Source organism: Streptacidiphilus fuscans (assembly GCF_015690355.1).
GTDB classification, from domain to species: domain Bacteria; phylum Actinomycetota; class Actinomycetes; order Streptomycetales; family Streptomycetaceae; genus Streptacidiphilus; species Streptacidiphilus fuscans.
Genome location: NZ_JADPRT010000002.1, coordinates 58,831 through 75,580, shown reverse-complemented (window position 1 = coordinate 75,580; position 16,750 = coordinate 58,831). Strand labels below are relative to the sequence as shown.

Sequence of the window (16,750 nt, the reverse complement as noted above, 5' to 3'; positions counted from 1 at the left end):
TCCGGCATAGTCGATATGACGTTCCGTCGGAACCACTAGGCTATTAACTGCCCTGTGCCGCACCAAGGTTGTCGAGACCTTGACCGATTCACCCGTTCGGGTTCAGCTGGTCAACGAGCCTCTACCCGCATCCGGACGCGGTCCGGCAGCGGCATGGCCGCCATCACCGGGCGCGGCTCGGGCCCCGGCGCGGGACGCAGGCGCCAGCGAGCGGCGACGGTGGCCAGGGCGATCGTCATCTCGGTCATGGCGAAGGTGTCGCCGATGCACTTGCGCGCCCCGGCGCCGAACGCCAACTGCGCCTCGCGCGGGATCTCCCGGCGCCGCGCCTCGCCCCAACGCTCGGGGTCGAAGCGGTCGGGGCCGGGGAAGTGGCGCCGATGCCGCATCAGGGCGTAGAGGGAGTAGGCGACCTCGGTCCCGGCGGGAAGCAGGTGGCCGCCGAGCGTGACCGGCCGCAGGGTACGGCGCATCAGCATGGTGACGCTGTGCAGGCGCAGGGTCTCCTCGACGATCCGGCGGGTCTGCTCCAGGCGGGGCACGTCGGCGGCCGTGACCGCGCCTCCGCGCCCGACCACCTCGTCGACCTCGGCGTGCAACCGCTCCTCGGCCTCCGGGTGGGCGGCCAGCTCGTGCAGGGCCCAGGCGAGTGTGCTCCCCGAGGTGTCGGATCCGGCGAAGAGGATCGTCATGAGCTCGTCGCGGATCTCGCTGTCGGTGAACCCCTCCGCCGTGTCCTCGTCCCTGGCGGCCATCAGCAGGGAGAGCAGGTCGAGGCCGGGCGGCCGGGAGTCGGCGCGGGCGGCGGAGACGACCTGGTCGATGACCGCGCGCAGCCTCGCGGTGGCGGCGTCGAACTCCCGGTGCGCGGTCAGCGGGAGCCGGTCCATGGCGCGCGGCAGCGCGGCGCGTACCAGCATGTGCCGCAGGATGACGGGGACGTCGGCGCGCACGACGTCGGCTGCGGCGCGGCCGATGTCGGCGTCGAAGAGGGTGGCGGCGAGGGTGTCCACGGCCAGGGCGGCGGTGGCCTGGTCGACGTCGAGGATCTGGCCGGGCTGCCAGGAGTCGGCCATGGCCAGGGCGTGCTCGCTCATGGTCCGGGCGTATCCGGCGATGGCCGACCGGTGGAAGGCGGGCTGGACCATGCGGCGGTGGCGTCGGTGGGTGGGGCCGTCGGCGGTCGCCAGGCCCGAACCGACCAGCGGCGCCATCTTGGTGTAGAGCATCCCCTTCTCGAAGGCGCCGCCCTGAGCGACCATCACCTGCCAGGCGAGGTCGGGGTCGGTGACGACGACCATCGGCGCGGTGGGGATGTCGAGGCGCAGCAGCGGTCCGGCGTCGGCGAGGCCGGTCAGGTAGGGGTAGAGGCCGCCTTGGCGTGCGGCCTTCCACAGCGTCCAGGTGTGGCCGATGAGCGGCAGCCGTCCCGGCGCCGCCGGGACGGGGCGGGCGGAGACGGCGTTGTCCTTGGGGCCGTCTGCGATGCCGTCTGCACTGTCGGAGGAACGGGTCGTGTGGAGCGCGTCGGTCATCTCGGTCCCTCGCTTTCAGGCCGTCACGGAGTGCAGGGCGGCGGCGGGCTCGGCGAGGGCGAGTTCGTCCACCAGGTCCCACCACCAGGCGACGACGGGTATGTCGAGCGGTTCGAGGCTGGGGTGTTCGAGCCTGGGGGTGAAGGTGACCGACCCGGCCGCGTAGCGGGCGGAGGTGATGCCCCAGTCCTGGGCGCCGCGGACGAAGGCGGCCAGTCCGTCCAGGTAGCGGCGCAGGGCGGGTCCGGCGGTGCTGCGCAGCGCGTCGGTGGCGAGGGCGAACAGGTGCAGCACCCGGTCCCGCTGGTCGACGGCAAGGGCCAGGGCCTGCTCGCGGGAGCAGCCCAACTGGCGCTGGAGGATGGTGATCACGTTGAGGACCCAGTGGCCCGACCGGGTCTCCTTGTCGTAGGAGAGCAGGTCGTTGTCCCAGCAGATGACGAAGAAGGCCATCTCGGCGACGGCCCGCACCTGTCTGTCGTCGCGCACGTCCGGGTCGAGTTCGTCGCCGTGCCCGAGTTCCAGCAGCGGCAGGACCACCGAGGTCGCGCCGTCGTAGAGGCGCATGAGCGTGTAGTCCGCCAGGGTGGGGACGGTCCCGGCGGAGCGGTACTCGGCCTCCCAGACGACGGAGAGGTAGTACTCGCGCAGGGAGTCGACCCAGCGCGTCTTCTGGGCGGGCGTGCCGCCGAGCGCCGTGAAGCGGCGGGCCAGGTCGCGCAGGCCGTCGGCGAGTGCGCCGGGCATCGGCGTCTCGGGGTTCTGCGCCACGCGCAGCAGTCGGCTGAGCTCGCCGGCCAGGGCGCCGGGACGCATCCCGAGGGTGCCGTCCTCGCAGTGACCGTCGTCGACGCCGAACAGCCACAGGACGAAGTCCGCGAGGAGTTGGGCGACGTCCTCACGACCGTCGGGGAGGATCCGGGCGGCGAACGTGCCGATGTTCGAGTCGATCAGCGCGGTCCTCAGCCCGGGTGACCCGATGCGGTAGTGGACCGCCCACTGCGCGGTGCGCTGGTCGATGCGGGCGTGTTGAGGGTGAAGTGCCGGGGCGTAGGGCGAGTAGAGCGCGGGGACCTGCACGTCATCACCTCGATCGGAGGCGGCCGGCGAGGCCGCGCACATGCCTGCCTCCGCGGCAGGCCTGAGCGGATCATGCGCTCAGCAGTGCGCCCATCCTCCGCCTTCGCGAAGGAGCGCCAAAGAGGAGTCACCGCAAGTTGACGCGATGACCCCTCTTGACAGCAGTGGTAATTGACAGAGTCCTATACCAATACGTTCCGGCATGAACGTGACCGGCCGGATTCGATCGCTTTGTGGTCGGTCAGCGCTGCAGAAGGGACAGCAGTCGACGCCACCACGGAACGCGGCGCGTCGGTCCTCCGACAGCGGGCGCGGACACGGCACCGGAGGAGAACGGCGCAGACGCGGGGTCGTACGCGGGGTACGGCGTAGCGGGCGCCTGCTGCGGGCTCTGCGGGTACGCCGACGGCGTGGCCGCCGCCGGTGCGGGCTTGGGCAGGACCGGCGTGAAATCGACCGGCAGCTCGGCCAGGTGCCGGGCGAGCCACGAGGAGGTCCAGCGCAACTCTCCCTCGGGGACCGAAAGTTGAAGGTCGGGCAGGCGCGCGAGGAGGACGTCGATCCCCGTCTCCGCGATCGCGCGCCCCACGTCCGCGCCGGGGCACTCGTGCGGGCCGCCGCTGAACGCGAGGTGGGCACGGTTGCCCGCCACGGACGCGGTCACGTCGGGACGCACCCGGGGGTCGACGTTGCCCGCGCCGAGGGCGAGCATCAACAGGTCACCCTCGTGGATGTCCACCTCCCCCAGCCGGGTCGGGTTGACAGCCCAGCGGCCGGGGACGACGGCGAGCGGCGGGTCGTCCCACAGCACCATCTCCAACGCGTCGGGCAGCTGCAGCTGCCCCCCGGCCAGGCTCCGCCGGAACGCGGGGTCGGTGAGCACCACACGCAGCACGTTGGCGATCAGGTTGACGGTGGTCTCGTTGGCCGCGACCAGGATCAGCCGCAGGTGCTCGACCACCTCCTCGTCGGTGAGCTCCGCCTCGTCCAACAGCAGCCAGGACGGCAGGTCCTGACGCGGCGTCCGACGTCGGTCGGCGACGAGCTTGGACAGCACCTCGACCACGTAGGCGTTGCTGGCCAGCGCCGTCTCGGTGCCCTTCATCAGGTCCCGCAGGGCGTTGACCAGCTGCGGACCCGCCTCGTCGGGCATGCCGAACAGCTGTGTCATCACCAGCATGGGCAGGTGCTCGGAGAACTGGCCGATCAGGTCCGCCTCGCCCTTCTGGCAGAAGCCGTCGACGAGTTGGTCCGCGTAGCGGGTCACGTAGCGGCGCACGCCCCGGCGGTCGAACCGGTCCAGACCGCGGGTGACCGCACCGCGCAGCCGCTGGTGGTCGCCGCCGTCGGCGAAGACGCACAACGGCTGCCAGGCCAGCATCGGCATCAGCGGGGAGTCCGGCGCGACCAGGCCCTGCTGGAAGGCGTTCCAACGGCGCGAGTCCCGCGAGTACTTCGAGGGGGTGCGGACCACCTCCAGGATCTCGGAGTGGCCGGTCACCAGCCAGGCCGGGATGTCGCCAGGCAGCAGAACGGGTGCGACCGGGCCGTGTTCCCGGCGCATCCTCTCGTAGAACCCGCGCGCATCGGCCTCGACCTCGGCTCCGTACATGGGGACGGACTGGCTGCCGCCTGCGTGGGCCGGACAGCCCCGTGGCGCGAAGGCGGGGGCAGAAGACGAGTCCGCGGGAGACGTCACATTTCCTCCTGGTCGGCGAATCGTGTGTCGCCTGACGGCGACGTCCGGGTCGCCGCGAACAGGAGCAAAGGGGGCCGTGGAGCGGGAAGCACCATCCGGCAGCCGAAACGCCTTGCCGTGACGCACCGGTGAGCGAACGAGGCAACGCTGTCCCCGCAGGGCCGAGCCGGCCCCGGACAGGACCGCACCCCGCTCATCCGCGGCACAGCATAGCCACGCCGAGAGGTGAACTTCGCGGAGATCAGGGCCAGTTCAGGCAGAAGGGGATACTTCTCCCCTGCCGGGCGGGTCACCGCTACACTGCCCCGCCGACGCATCGCCAAGTGTTGGGGGCCAATCGGCAGGTGCCAGATGTCAGGTCCCTATGTCAGCCACTGGGGTTACGGCCCCGAGCGCGGCAAGCTGGCGGCATGGCCTGGACCCACGACGACCTCGCGTTCGCCCACCGGCTGGCCGATGCGGCGGACGCGATCGCACTGCGGCACTTCGCCTCCGCGGGCACGGCGTGGCGTGCGAAGAGCGACGGCAGCCCCGTCAGTCTCGCCGACGAGCAGATCGAACGCACTCTTCGCAGCGCGATCCAGCGGGAGCACCCCGCCGACGGCGTGCTCGGCGAGGAGTTCGGATCCACCGGACGCGGACGACGGCGTCGCTGGGTCGTCGACGCCATCGACGGCACCGCCAGCTTCCTGGCGGGCCAGCCGGAATGGAGCACGCTGATCGCGCTCGAAGCCGACGACACCGTCGTACTGGGATTGGTCACCGCCCCGGCCCTCGGCCGACGTTGGTGGGCAGCACGGGGAACCGGCGCGTGGACACAGGCCACCGGCCCCGCCGGCTCCGCACCCGTCCAGCGCGTGACCATCACCGGCGCCGACAGCCTCGGTGACGCCGACGTCGGCATCTGGCCTCCGCCCGCACGCCTGAGCCCCGCCGATCGGGCCGTCGCCGCCCGCCTGGCCGCCGCTGCCCGCACCACCAGGCCGGACGCGGACTGGACCGACACCGCACGTTCGCCCGGCCCCGTCCTCAAGCCCTCCACCGGCACCGGCACCGGCACCTGCCACGGCGCGCTGCTGGTCGCCACCGGACAACTCGACGCCTTCCTCCTGCTCGGGGCCGGCCCCTGGGACATCGCGGCCCTCGTTCCCATCATCGAGGAAGCAGGGGGCGCGTACGCCGCGCTCACCACCGCCGCGTCCACCGACACCACCGCATCCGCGCTGTTCGCCAACCCCGCCCTCCAGCCGCAGATCATCGACGTCACGAACTGCGGTCGGTGACGCCGCACGGGTTACTGTGGCCGCCGGCCCACGACTTGGGACGTGTCGGGAGAGAGACGGGAGATCTGATGGGTTCGTTCGATGTACCGCTCGACGACGAGCGCACCCAACTCGACGCCTTCGTCGAGGAGTACCGCAGCGCCATCGAGGCGACGCTCCACTCCCTCACCGAGGAGCAGGTCCGCCGTCGGCTCGTCCCGTCGGCGACGACGCTGCTCGGGCTGCTCAAGCACGTCACCTGGATGCAGCGGGTGTGGTTCGAGGAGTGCGTCGGCGGCACGCCGCGCGGCGAACTCGGCCTCGCACAGAGCCCGGACCAATCGTTCCAGCTCTCCGACCAGGACACGATCGCCACGGTCACGGCAGCCCACCGGGCAGCCTGCGCCACAGCCCGGACTGACACTGCGGCCATGCCGCTCGACACCGTCGTGACCGGCCACCGCACCGGACCGCGCACGCTCCGCTGGGTGTACCTGCAGGTGCTGCGGGAGCTGGCCCACCACTGCGGACACGCCGACATCCTGCGGGAACAGCTCCTGGCCGACTGAGTTCCGAGGCCACGTCCCAAGCAGCCCGCCAGCAGGTCCAAAGTCGCGTGGACTCCCCGGATGCACCCGGACGGGTGAGGCGGAAGGTTTTTTCGGCCCGGACCCGTCCGCATGCCGCGTAGCCACGAATGCGGAACAGAGAGAGTGGATGCGGGCCCGCATGCAGGGCTCTGCCCGCAGGCACCGCAGGTACCGCAGGCAGCGGAAGCAAGGGACGTGGGAGCGCCGTGGACGGACCGCACAGTGTCAGAAGAGGTGACGGCGGGGAGCCGGCGTTCCTCGGCACCCCGGCGGTGCCGGGGCAGCGCCCCGAGGACCTGCTGCTCCTGGTCGCCAAGGGCGACCAGGACGCGTTCGCCGCGCTCTACGAGCGCATCGCCGCGCCGGTGCTCGGCATCGTGCGCAGCGTCGTGCGCGACCCGGCGCAGTCCGAGGAGGTCGCCCAGGAGGTGCTGGTGGAGGTCTGGCGCACCGCGGCACGGTTCCGGCCGGACCGGGGCGGCGCGTTCGCCTGGGTGCTGACCATCGCGCACCGGCGGGCCGTGGACCGGGTCCGCAGCGCGCAGGCCGCCACCGACCGCGAGCACAAGGCGGCACTGCTGGACCGCACCCCCGCCTACGACGAGGTCGCCGAGGCCGTCGACCACCGCCTGGAGCGCGAGCACGTGCGCCGCTGCCTGCAGGCGCTGACGCAGTTGCAACGCGAGTCGGTGGTACTGGCCTACTACCGCGGCCTCAGCTACCGGGAGGTCGCCGAACTGCTGGCCGTGCCGCTGGGCACGGTCAAGGCGAGGATGCGCGACGGACTCATCCGGATGCGCGACTGCCTGGGGGTGACGGCATGACCGGCGCGGATCTGCACATGCTCGCCGGGGCGTACGCGCTCGGCGCGCTGGACGACGACGAGCGCGCCGAGTTCGAGGAGCACCTGGCCGACTGCGAGGCGTGCGCGGTGGAGGTGGGCGAGTTCCTCGCGACCACCGCTCGGCTGGCCATGGCCGCCGCGGAGCCTCCCGCCGGGGCGACGAAAGCGATGAAGCAGCGGGTGATGCAGCGCATCACCGAGGTCCGGCAGGACGCGCCCAAGGTCGACCTGCCCGCCCCCAGGGCACACCGCTCCCGCACGACCGCACGCCGAGGCGCCGCGTTCGCGTTGGCGGCCAGCATCGTGGCCGCCGTCGGTCTGGGCGGGGTGGCTGCCTGGCAGTACACCCGCGCCCAGGACTCGCACCAGCAGACCCAGCAGGCCGAGGCGCAGGCCGCGCAGATCGCCGCCGTCCTCTCCGCGCCCGACGCGCACACCGTCGTCGGCACCGTCGGCGGCGCGGGCCAGGGCGCCCACGCGACCGTCGTCACCTCCCAGGCCGAGAACCGGGCCGTCTTCCTCACGCCCGGCCTGCCCGCGCTGTCCGACGGCATGACGTACCAGCTGTGGTTCGACGACGCGGGGGTCATGCGGCCCGCCGGTCTGGTCGCCCCCGGCGCCGCGGACCAGACCGTCCTGCTCAAGGGCGTCATCGGACCGGCCGAGGGCATGGGCATCACCGTCGAACCCGCCGGCGGATCCCTCCACCCCACCAGCGCCCCGGTCGCGCTGATGGCGTTCTCCGCCCACTGACGTCGAAGGTCGAGGAAAGCACCGAGGTATGACGGTTCGTATGACGGTTCGTATCTGCCTGTTCACCCGTGATCTGCGGCTGGCGGACCAGCCCGTCCTGCACGCCGCGTCGGCTGCGGGACGTGACGAGGTCCTGCCGGTCTTCGTGAGCGACCCGGCGGTCACGGCCGCCGGGTTCGCCGCGCCGAACCGGCTCGCCTTCCTGCACGACTGCCTCGCCGACCTGGACCGGGAACTGCGCGCACGTGGCAGCCGCCTGCTGGTCCGGCACGGCGCGGTCCCGGCCGAAGTGGCCGCGCTGGCGGCCGACACCGGAGCCACCGAGGTGCACATGGCGGCCGACCACAGCGCGTTCGCGCGCGCCCGCGAGGCGTCCCTGCTGGCCGCGCTCGCGCCGCTGGGGGTGCGGCTCGTGACGCACGAGGCGGTGATCACCGCCGTCGCGCCCGGAGCCGCCGTCCCCGCAGGGTCGGACCACTACGCCGTCTTCACGCCGTACCTGCGACGTTGGTCCGGCGTGCCGTTGCGGCGTCCGCTGCCGCCCCCGCCGCGCCTGCGCACCCCGGCGGCGCCCGTCTCGGATCCGCTGCCGCCGCGTCCCGACGCGGATCTGCTCTCCCCGCAGCTCGCGCCCGGCGGGGAGACCGAAGCGCGCCGACGCATGCAGGACTGGCTGACCGGCCACCTGGACGCCTACGCGGACGAACACGACGCGCTGGCAGACGACCTGACCTCCCGTCTCTCCCCCTACCTGCACTTCGGCTGCCTCTCCGCCACCGAACTCGTCCACCACGCCCGCGCCTCCGGCACTGCGGGCGCGCAGGCGTTCGAGCGCCAGCTGGCCTGGCGCGACTTCCACCACCAGGTCCTCGCCGCACGCCCGGACGCCGCGCGCCACGACTACCGGCCGCGCGGCGACCACTGGCGCGAGGCGCCAGACGAGCTGAAGGCCTGGCAGGACGGGCGCACCGGATATCCGCTCGTGGACGCGGGCATGCGGCAGCTGCGTGCGCAGGGCTGGATGCACAACCGGGCCCGGATGGTGACGGCGAGTTTCCTGTGCAAGACGCTCGGGATCGACTGGCGTGAGGGCGCGGCGCACTTCCTGTCGCTGCTGGTCGACGCGGACGTGGCGAACAACCAGCTGAACTGGCAGTGGGTCGCGGGCACGGGCACCGACACCCGCCCCAACCGCGTGCTCAACCCGGTCGCCCAGGCCAAGCGCTACGACACCGACGGCGCCTACGTACGGCGCTGGGTCCCGGAGCTGGCACGGCTGTCCGCTCCGGCGATCCACGAGCCCTGGAAGCTGCCCGCCGCCCTGCACGCCGAACTCGGGTACCCGGACCCGCTGGTGGCGCTCGACGCGGCGTCGGCCCGGTTCCGCGCCAGGCGCGGCCTGGACTGAGCCGAGTCCAACGGCCGCTGCCACGCCGTGGACCGTCGGTGTCCGCCCCCGCATACCTGCGAGGGCGGACACCGTCGGTTCACGGGCGGGCGTCAGGACTTCGGCATGAGCACCGTGTCGACGATGTAGACCGTCGCGTTGGCGGTGTGCACGTCGCCGCAGACGACCATTGAGGTGCCGTTGACGGTGAACTTCTCACCCGAGCCGGTGACGGTCAGGTTGCTGCCCTCCAGGGTCTTGTGAGTGCCCGCCAGCTGGGTGGGGCTGAGCTGGCCGGGGACCACGTGGTAGCTGAGGATCTTGGTGAGCTCCGCCTTGTTGTTCAGGACGGAGTTGAGGGTGGCCGTGGGGATCTTCGCGAAGGCGGAGTTGGCCGGGGCGAACACGGTGATGTTCTGGGCCGAGTTGAGTGTGTCGACCAGCCCGGCCTTCTCCACGGCGGTGACCAGGGTGGACAGGGCCGGGTTGTGCGAGGCGGCGGTGGCCACCGGGTCCTGTGCCATCCCGGAGAAGCTGCCCGCGCCACTGGTCGGTACGGCGGAGCAGCCGCTGCCGAACGGCTGCATCCCCAAGCCCGAGCCGGAGGCGGGACTGGCGGGGGCCGAGGCGCTGACGGGCGCGGGACTGCCTGCGGCACTGCTGATGCCACTGCTGCAGGCGGAAAGGGTCGCTGCCAGTGCGGCTGCCGCCGCGGCGGCGAGCACGGTGTGCTTGGAGGTCAGGGCCATCTCGGATCACTTCCTTGTCTTGTCGTTGTCTTGTCGTCGATGTCGTACGTCGTGAGTGGTGAGTCGTCGGCCATCGATGCGTCAGGCCACGGTGACCACCACGCTGTGCCAGCCCGTCGCGCCGGACGGGAAGGGCGGGGTGCGGGACTCGGGCTGGACCGCTCCGGTGGCGTCGGTCGCCCGCGCTTCGAGCGTGTGGAGACCAGGCGAGTCGGCGTTCCAGGTCCAGGTCCACTGCCGCCACAGGTCCATCCCCGCGTCGGTGGCGAGCCGGGCCTGCTGCCAGGGGCCGCCGTCGACGCGGACCTCGACCGCGGCGATGCCGCGGTGTGTGGCCCACGCCGTCCCCGCCACCGTCACCGCCCCGGCGGGCACCCGGGACAGCGGCGCGGGGACCTCGATCCGCGAGGCCGTCCGCACCAGTCCGGTGCGGTCCCACCCGCGATGCACCCAGTAGGGGTCGTATCCGGCGAACGTCGTCGCCTCCAGGTCGACCACCCACTTCGTGGCCGAGGTGTAGCCGAACAGTCCCGGGCACAGCGAGCGGCACGGAAACCCGTGCTCCACCGGCAGCGGCTCACCGTTCATGCCGACGGCCAGCATCGCGTGTCGACCGTCCATCAGCAGGTCCAGCGGCGTGCCGATGGTCATTCCGTCCGGCGAGCGGCCCACCAACTGCTGTGCGCCCGACTGGAGCCCGACCTGTCGCAGCAGGTCCGGCAGGGACGCGCCGAGCCAGCGGGCCGTGCTCACGTACGGGCCGCCGACCTCGTTGGAGACGCACGACAGCGTGTAGTCGAGCTCCGTGAGCGGCCGGTGGATCAGGTCGTCGAAGGACAGCTCGACCGGATGGTCGACCATCCCGTGGATCCGCAACCGCCAGGACGAGGGCGTGATCTGAGGGAGAGTCAGACGATGTCGACCCGATAGAAGTTCCCGACGGGCGTCGTGAACGCCGACAGCCCGGCGACGTCCGGATGCGCGGACGCGGGGATCGGCGCCAGCGGCCGTAGTGGGGCCGGAAGCCGCAGCGCGGCACGGGCCTTGGCCACGTTGTAGCGGGCGGCGGTCAGGGCCCGCGCACCGGTCTCCGCGAGGGTCGCTGCAACCGCGACGGCCGCAGCCGTCAGCAGAAACCCACGCCTGCCCATCCCTCGGGCGGCCCCGCCCTCGGGACGAGCATCGGGACGCGCGTCCGCATGCGCGTCCGTGCGTGCGTCGGTACGTGCCTCGGTACGTGCGTCAGGTCGCACCTCTCGTCGCGCGTCGGTGGGATGCGCACGACGCGCGACGAGGAACAGGACCGCGCACCCGACCAGACCGGCGGCCAGCGCCGGGAGCAGCGACTCCTGGCGGGAGGTCGCCGCCCATACGCCGACAGCGGCGAACAGCACGAAGACCACCAGGCCCGCCCAGAGCACGCGTACGGCCAGCATCCCGGCGACGATCGCCAGGACCAGCATGGTCCCGTAGATGCCGGACAGCAGCACCGTCTTGTCGTGCGTGCCGAAGTGCGCGACCGCCCAGTCCTTCAGGGCGGTGGGCGTCAGGTCGATCGCGGCGGACCCCACGGCCAGCACTGGCGCACCGGCCGGGCCGGTGAACGCGGCCACCAGGTCACCGGCCGCGATCGCCGCCCCGGCCGACACCAGGCCGGCCAGGGTGCCCGTCCAGACCGTTCGAAGTCTGTTCACACCCGGCATTCGAGGCTGCCGCCGATCCGGACGGGTCGTCCTCCGCTCCAGAGGCACCGACCGGACCCAACCGCTCCCACCGACTGCTCCGAATACCGGTCGACCCAGGGGAGGCCACAGGCAGGGACGACGGCGACCAAGGGGTGATCATGAACAGCGAATTCATCGAGGTGCGGCGGGACCTGACCGGCGTGATCGTCTCCGGCCACTGCATGCCGGCCCGGATCGAGCTGCGTTACGACGCCGCCGACGCGTACGCGGTCGGGATCCGGCTGATGACGAAGCGTCAGCACCCGTGCCTCGAAGCAGGATCCTGGCTGCTCGCCCGCGACCTGCTCCGCGAGGGACTGACCCATGCTGTCGGCGACGGCGACATCAGAGTCCGGCCGATCACCGAGGACTGGCTCCTGCTGGAGCTGGGCGTTGCGGCGGGCGGCCCGGCCGAACCGGTCATGCTGATCATGGCCTTCCCGGACGTCCGTGGGTTCCTGGACGCGACGTCGGACCTGGTCCCGTACGGCACGGAGGACAGCACCATCGACTGGCAGGCGCTCCTCGATTCGTGACCGCCCGTGGCCACCCGCAGCAGCCACCCTCGTTTGCGCACCACTCCTCCCGTGAGGTTAGGTAAGGCTTACCTAATAACGCCGCGTCATTGCCTGCCCTCGCCCGCGAAGGATGGTTCGCCATGCCCTTGTCCGACCCGCTGCCGCAGTCGCTCCCGACCGCGGCACCGCCGCCGTCCACGCCGCTGGGACCGTTCCTGGACAGCGCGCTGGCCTGGGCGAGTTGGACCACGGCGATGGCCTTCGTCGGACTGGTCGTGCTCGCCCTGCTGGTGGCGGGCCCCTCCCGGCGGGTCGGAGCGGCCACCCATGCTGAGGTCCGCACCCGGCTGACCGCCGCAGCCGTCGCGGCCGGAGTGCTCGCGGGCCCGGCCTCGCTGGCCGCCCTGGCGCACGACGCCGCCGGCGCACCGGGCGGAGGCTACGACTACAACGCCGCCTGGGCCGGGCTCTTCGACGGCACCGCCGCTGGGCTGCTCTCCGGCCTCCAGGTGACCCTGCCGCTGCTCGGTGCCGCGCTGCTCGTCCCCGTGGCAAGGCGCCGCGCGCCCGCCGCACGCGTCCACGGCGCGCTGCTGTGGTCGGGTCTGACGGCCGGTCTGATCGCCCTGGGCAGCGCCAGGTTCCCGACCCAGGTCCGGAACGGCCTGGGGCGCACCGTCTTCGAGACGGTCGTCTGGATGGCACACCTCTTCGGCGCAGCGGTCTGGCTGGGCGGACTCGTCGGCCTGCTGCTGCTCGCCCTGCCCGGCGCGGTGGTGCCCGCCGACCGCGCCGCCTTCTGGGCACCGGCCGTCCGCCGCTTCTCCCTGGCGGCCATGGCCTGCGTCGCGGCGATCACCCTGTCCGGACTGTTCCTGTACTGGGAGCACGTCGACGGACCGGGCCAGTTGTTCAGCACCATGTACGGGCGCGTGCTCGGCGTGAAGATCCTGATATTCGGCGCGGTGCTCCTGCTGGGCGCGTTCAACCAGTTCTGGCTGCACCCCCGGATCGATGCGCTGCGCACCGACGGTGAGGCCGGACGTGCCGCCGGAATCGCCCTGCGGCGTTTCCCGGTGGTCGTCGCGGCCGAGGTCGCACTGGTCCTGCTGGTGCTGTTCGTCGCACCGTTCCTGCACGGCTCCGCCCGCAACCAGGCCTACCAGGCCTATCAGGCGCAGCAGAGCGAGCAGACCGGGCAGTCGGCCGTCGGCGACGCACCGCCGCCGAAGCTGCCGCCCAAGCAGGCGAGCGCCTCGACCTGGGCCTACGGCAGCGCGGAGACGGCGGCGGTCATCGCCGTCATGCTCGTCGGCTACCGCTGCTCGGGCCGCCTCGCCCGTCGCCGCTCCGTCGCCGCCGAAGCAGCCACTGCCGGAGCGCGCTGCTGAGGCATCCGGCGCCGATGCGGCCCTGACGCGCGCGTGGATCTGGAACACTGCGGTGGCGAAACGCAGTTGGGACAGGGACGGGGGCAGAGCGTGTCGGAGGAAGGCAACGACGTCGGGGTCGTCGGGGACACCGGCGCAGGCCGACCGGGGCGGCTGGTCGGTGGACGGTACCGGCTCCAGAGGCGGCTGGGCAGCGGCGGCTTCGGCAGCGTGTGGCTGGCCCACGACGAGGTGCTCGGCGTCGACGTGGCCGTCAAGGAGGTCCAACTTCCGTCCGCGGCCTCGCCGGAGGAGCACAGCGAGCGAGTGCTCCGCGCCCAGCGCGAGGCCCGGCACGCGGCCCGGTTGCGGGACCATCCGAACGTCGCCGGAGTCCATGACGTCGTCGTGGACTCCGGCGTGCCGTGGACCGTGATGCAGTTGATCGTCGGTCGTTCGCTGGAGGACCGGATCGCGGCGGAGGGCCCGCTCCCGGCCGCCGACGTGGCGCGCGTCGCCCAGGCCGTTCTCGCCGCGCTCGGCGCGGCGCACGCGGCCGGGATCGTCCACCGCGACGTGAAGCCGGCGAACATCCTGCTGGCCGACGACGGCCAGGTGCTGTTGGCCGACTTCGGGATCGCGGTGCAGCAGGACCAGACGGCGCTGACCGCCTCCGGCGTGTTCATCGGCTCCGTGGACTACCTCGCGCCCGAGCGCGCCCACGGTTCCCCGGCTGCCCCGGCCGGTGACCTGTTCTCGCTCGGAGCCACGCTCTACCAGGCCGTGGAAGGCCGACTGCCGTTCCGGCGGGACACCCCCGTGGCCACCCTGACAGCGGTCCTGTTCGAGGACGCTCCGCCGACGGCACTGGCCGGTCCGCTGGCCCCGCTGATCAACGGGCTGCTGGAGAAGGACCCCGCAGCCCGCCTCACCGGCCCGCAGGCCGAGTCCCTGCTCGCCCGGACGCCGCTGCCGTACCCGCCCACGGCCCCGGCCACCCGACCGCTCGCCGGTTCGGCCGACGGTCCGGTCGCCGGTTCGGTCCCCCGCCCGGGCGCCGACGGGCCCGTCGTCCACGCGGCCTTCCCGCCGCCACGGCGGACACCACCATCCGCACCGCCCACGCCCGCGCCGGGACCGCAGCCGCGCTTCCGGCGCGCGGTGCCCGTACTCGCGCCGGTCGGCGTGCTGGCCCTGATCGGCATCGCCATGCCGCTCACCGCGGCCGGTCTCAGCCTCACCCTCCCCCACGCGACCCCGCAGTCACTGACCAACATGCAGCGCGCGCTCGACCGGAACAGCCTCCCGGTCCACCGCGCTCTCGGACTCGACGGGTTCCCCTCCCTCGCGTCGAACGGGGCGCTGCTGCCCTGGCTGTTGCTTCTGCCTGCGCTGACCGCGCTCGTCTGCGCGGCCGTCCTGCCGTACCGTCCGCACATCGTCCTGCGGATCGTCGGATACGCCTGTGCCCTGGTCCTTCCGGTCTGTCTGGTGGTCACGGACCTGCAGCTGCGGCCCGACCACTTCGCACTGGTCCGCGCCCTGCCGGCGTCCCTCGCCGCCGAACTGTCGGTGACGTTCGGCCCAGGCTGGTGGCTGCTCCACGCCGCTACCGCGCTGACCCTCGCCACGCTGGTCTGGACGCACATCCGCAGCGCCGCCGCGACACGCACTACTGTGGCCGAAGGCCGCCGAGAGGAGCAGAACTGATGGCACGAAGCATCGCGTCGAACACGAAGGTCGAGCGCGACGGCCTGCTGGAGTTCATCCGCCCCCGTCACCGGATGATCCTGATCACCCAGCGCGCCGACGGCACCCCGCAGGCGTCCCCCGTGACCGGCGGGGTCGACGACGCGGGCCGGATCGTCATCTCCAGCTACCCCGAGCGCGCCAAGACCCGCAACGCCCGGCTCCGCCCCCAGGTCAGCGTCATGGTGCTGTCCGACGAGTGGAACGACGCGTGGGTGCAGGTCGACGGTCACGCCGAGGTGCTCGAAGCAGCCGCGGGCCCGGCCGCGCTCGACGCCTTCGTCGAGTACTTCCGCAACATCTCGGGCGAGCACCCGGACTGGGCGGAGTACCGCGACGCCATGGTCAAGCAGGGCAAGGCCCTCGTCCGCATCACCCCCGACCGCTGGGGCCCGATCGCCACCGGCGGCTTCCCCGCGCGACTCGCCTGAGCCAGCTGACCCGGCCGGCGCACCTGACCCGGCGCGCGCCGCCCGGCTGGCCCGATCCAGGGTCACCGCGGCCGGGACAGGACGAGCGTGCGGTTGTCCGCGGCGAGGGTGGGACTGGTCACCGGCCTGATCTCGGCCACGACGCCCTCCGCCGCCAACCGGTCCAGCAGCGCGCCAAGTTGGGCGTACGGGTGGCCCAGGTAATCGTTGAGGGGATGCAGCCGCACCTCCCCGTGACTCACCCGCAGCAGCTCACGCACCGCCGCGAGATGGAACTCCGGATCCAGGCGGTCGGCGTAGCTGAACAACAGGAACCCGGAGACGACCAGGCGGAACGTACCGTCGGGGAAGGGAAGTTGAGGCAGCGCCGCAGCCACGTAACGGCCGCCCCGCCGGGCCCGGTCCCGCGCGAGGTCCTCGAGGAACTTCTCGGCGGAGGCGCGCCAGTCGGCGATCCGGTCCCAAGTGCCGTCCGGGCCGACCCGGCACCGCCACGTCTGACCCCGTGCCCACGCGTGCACGCGGACCAAATCGTCCTTGCAGCGTCGGGCCAGGCCCTCCCGGCCGAGGGCGTAGGACGGGTCGACGCTCACGGCCCGCCCGCCGAGTCCGCGCACGGTCGCCGCGAAGTCGCTCGCACCCGCCGGGCAGTCCAGCACCGGCCCGGCCAGGAGCTCGCGCGGGGAGAGCCCGAAGCTCGCGCAGTACTCGTCGAAGGGCCGCGGGGTGACCAACGTGTCCCCGATCGGCGGGACAACGCCTCCCCCGCCCGCCGGACCGCCCGCGCCGGTCATGCGGTGGCCAGTTCCAGCAGGCCCACCTTCGCGGCGTAGAGCGCCGCCCCGAGCTCCACCACATCCGCGACACACGCCACCGGCGACCGCACAGACACCTCCACCACACCCGGGCCGTCACACCGCTCGGCCCACCTGCTCGACCCACCTGCCACGCCACGCTGGCGACGCCCCCGGCTGACCTGCTCCGAAGCGCCCGGCCCCTCACCCAATCGGCACGCCCACGTCAATGTAGGACCGGCGACGCCCCCTGTGGAGTGGCTTG

Annotated in this window: 14 protein-coding genes and 1 pseudogene; 9 read left to right on the top strand and 6 right to left on the bottom strand. The window is 72.5% G+C overall.

Annotated elements, in window-relative coordinates:
• Positions 1 to 110: 110 nt before the first annotated feature.
• The 3 genes from I2501_RS03950 to I2501_RS03940 form a co-directional block, all read right to left on the bottom strand.
• Positions 111 to 1,535 (bottom strand): cytochrome P450, encoded by a 1,425-nt coding sequence (locus tag I2501_RS03950; RefSeq protein WP_196192410.1) that lies wholly within the window; start codon positions 1,533 to 1,535, stop codon positions 111 to 113.
• Between the two features lie 15 nt (positions 1,536 to 1,550).
• Entirely contained in the window at positions 1,551 to 2,615 is a 1,065-nt protein-coding gene (locus I2501_RS03945; protein WP_328806185.1) for a selina-4(15),7(11)-diene synthase, read from the bottom strand.
• Between the two features lie 241 nt (positions 2,616 to 2,856).
• A complete protein-coding gene (locus I2501_RS03940; RefSeq protein ID WP_328806184.1) occupies positions 2,857 to 4,314 on the bottom strand; it encodes a cytochrome P450 in 1,458 nt (485 codons plus the stop codon).
• Between the two features lie 410 nt (positions 4,315 to 4,724).
• On the opposite strand from I2501_RS03940, the gene I2501_RS03935 reads away from it, so the two are divergent.
• The 5 genes from I2501_RS03935 to I2501_RS03915 all read left to right on the top strand — a co-directional run bounded on the left by I2501_RS03935 (position 4,725) and on the right by I2501_RS03915 (position 9,171).
• Positions 4,725 to 5,597: an inositol monophosphatase family protein gene (locus I2501_RS03935; protein WP_196192408.1), complete on the top strand. Its 873-nt coding sequence runs from the start codon at positions 4,725 to 4,727 to the stop codon at positions 5,595 to 5,597.
• 68 nt (positions 5,598 to 5,665) lie between these two features.
• A complete protein-coding gene (locus I2501_RS03930) occupies positions 5,666 to 6,145 on the top strand; it encodes a DinB family protein (RefSeq protein ID WP_196192407.1) in 480 nt (159 codons plus the stop codon).
• Positions 6,146 to 6,438: 293 nt separating this feature from the next.
• The gene (sigK, locus tag I2501_RS03925) at positions 6,439 to 6,990 is read left to right on the top strand and encodes an ECF RNA polymerase sigma factor SigK (RefSeq protein ID WP_328806248.1); all 552 of its coding nucleotides are present in this window, start codon (positions 6,439 to 6,441) and stop codon (positions 6,988 to 6,990) included.
• Complete coding sequence (locus tag I2501_RS03920) at positions 6,987 to 7,763, top strand: anti-sigma factor (protein ID WP_196192405.1); 777 nt, start codon at positions 6,987 to 6,989, stop codon at positions 7,761 to 7,763. The genes sigK and I2501_RS03920 overlap by 4 nt, the downstream gene beginning before the upstream one ends.
• Before the next feature lie 40 nt (positions 7,764 to 7,803).
• Complete coding sequence (locus I2501_RS03915) at positions 7,804 to 9,171, top strand: cryptochrome/photolyase family protein (protein WP_196192404.1); 1,368 nt, start codon at positions 7,804 to 7,806, stop codon at positions 9,169 to 9,171.
• A 92-nt stretch (positions 9,172 to 9,263) separates the two neighbouring features.
• Here the strand turns inward: I2501_RS03915 and I2501_RS03910 are convergent, their stop codons facing one another.
• Together I2501_RS03910 and I2501_RS41055 are read right to left on the bottom strand one after the other, a co-directional pair.
• A complete protein-coding gene (locus I2501_RS03910) occupies positions 9,264 to 9,899 on the bottom strand; it encodes a fasciclin domain-containing protein (RefSeq protein WP_196192403.1) in 636 nt (211 codons plus the stop codon).
• A gap of 81 nt (positions 9,900 to 9,980) precedes the next feature.
• Positions 9,981 to 11,602, bottom strand: a pseudogene (locus I2501_RS41055) (molybdopterin-dependent oxidoreductase).
• A gap of 140 nt (positions 11,603 to 11,742) precedes the next feature.
• Here I2501_RS41055 and I2501_RS03900 point away from each other — a divergent pair.
• From I2501_RS03900 to I2501_RS03885, 4 genes are all read left to right on the top strand, one after another.
• Positions 11,743 to 12,159 (top strand): SsgA family sporulation/cell division regulator, encoded by a 417-nt coding sequence (locus I2501_RS03900; RefSeq protein WP_196192402.1) that lies wholly within the window; start codon positions 11,743 to 11,745, stop codon positions 12,157 to 12,159.
• A 122-nt stretch (positions 12,160 to 12,281) separates the two neighbouring features.
• Positions 12,282 to 13,532 (top strand): CopD family protein, encoded by a 1,251-nt coding sequence (locus I2501_RS03895; protein WP_196192401.1) that lies wholly within the window; start codon positions 12,282 to 12,284, stop codon positions 13,530 to 13,532.
• A gap of 90 nt (positions 13,533 to 13,622) precedes the next feature.
• The gene (locus I2501_RS03890) at positions 13,623 to 15,221 is read left to right on the top strand and encodes a serine/threonine-protein kinase (protein ID WP_196192400.1); all 1,599 of its coding nucleotides are present in this window, start codon (positions 13,623 to 13,625) and stop codon (positions 15,219 to 15,221) included.
• Positions 15,221 to 15,691 (top strand): PPOX class F420-dependent oxidoreductase, encoded by a 471-nt coding sequence (locus I2501_RS03885; protein ID WP_196192399.1) that lies wholly within the window; start codon positions 15,221 to 15,223, stop codon positions 15,689 to 15,691. The genes I2501_RS03890 and I2501_RS03885 overlap by 1 nt, the downstream gene beginning before the upstream one ends.
• Positions 15,692 to 15,753: 62 nt before the next feature.
• On the opposite strand, the gene I2501_RS03880 is transcribed toward I2501_RS03885, so the two are convergent.
• A complete protein-coding gene (locus I2501_RS03880) occupies positions 15,754 to 16,485 on the bottom strand; it encodes a hypothetical protein (RefSeq protein WP_196192398.1) in 732 nt (243 codons plus the stop codon).
• Between the last annotated feature and the right edge of the window lie 265 nt (positions 16,486 to 16,750).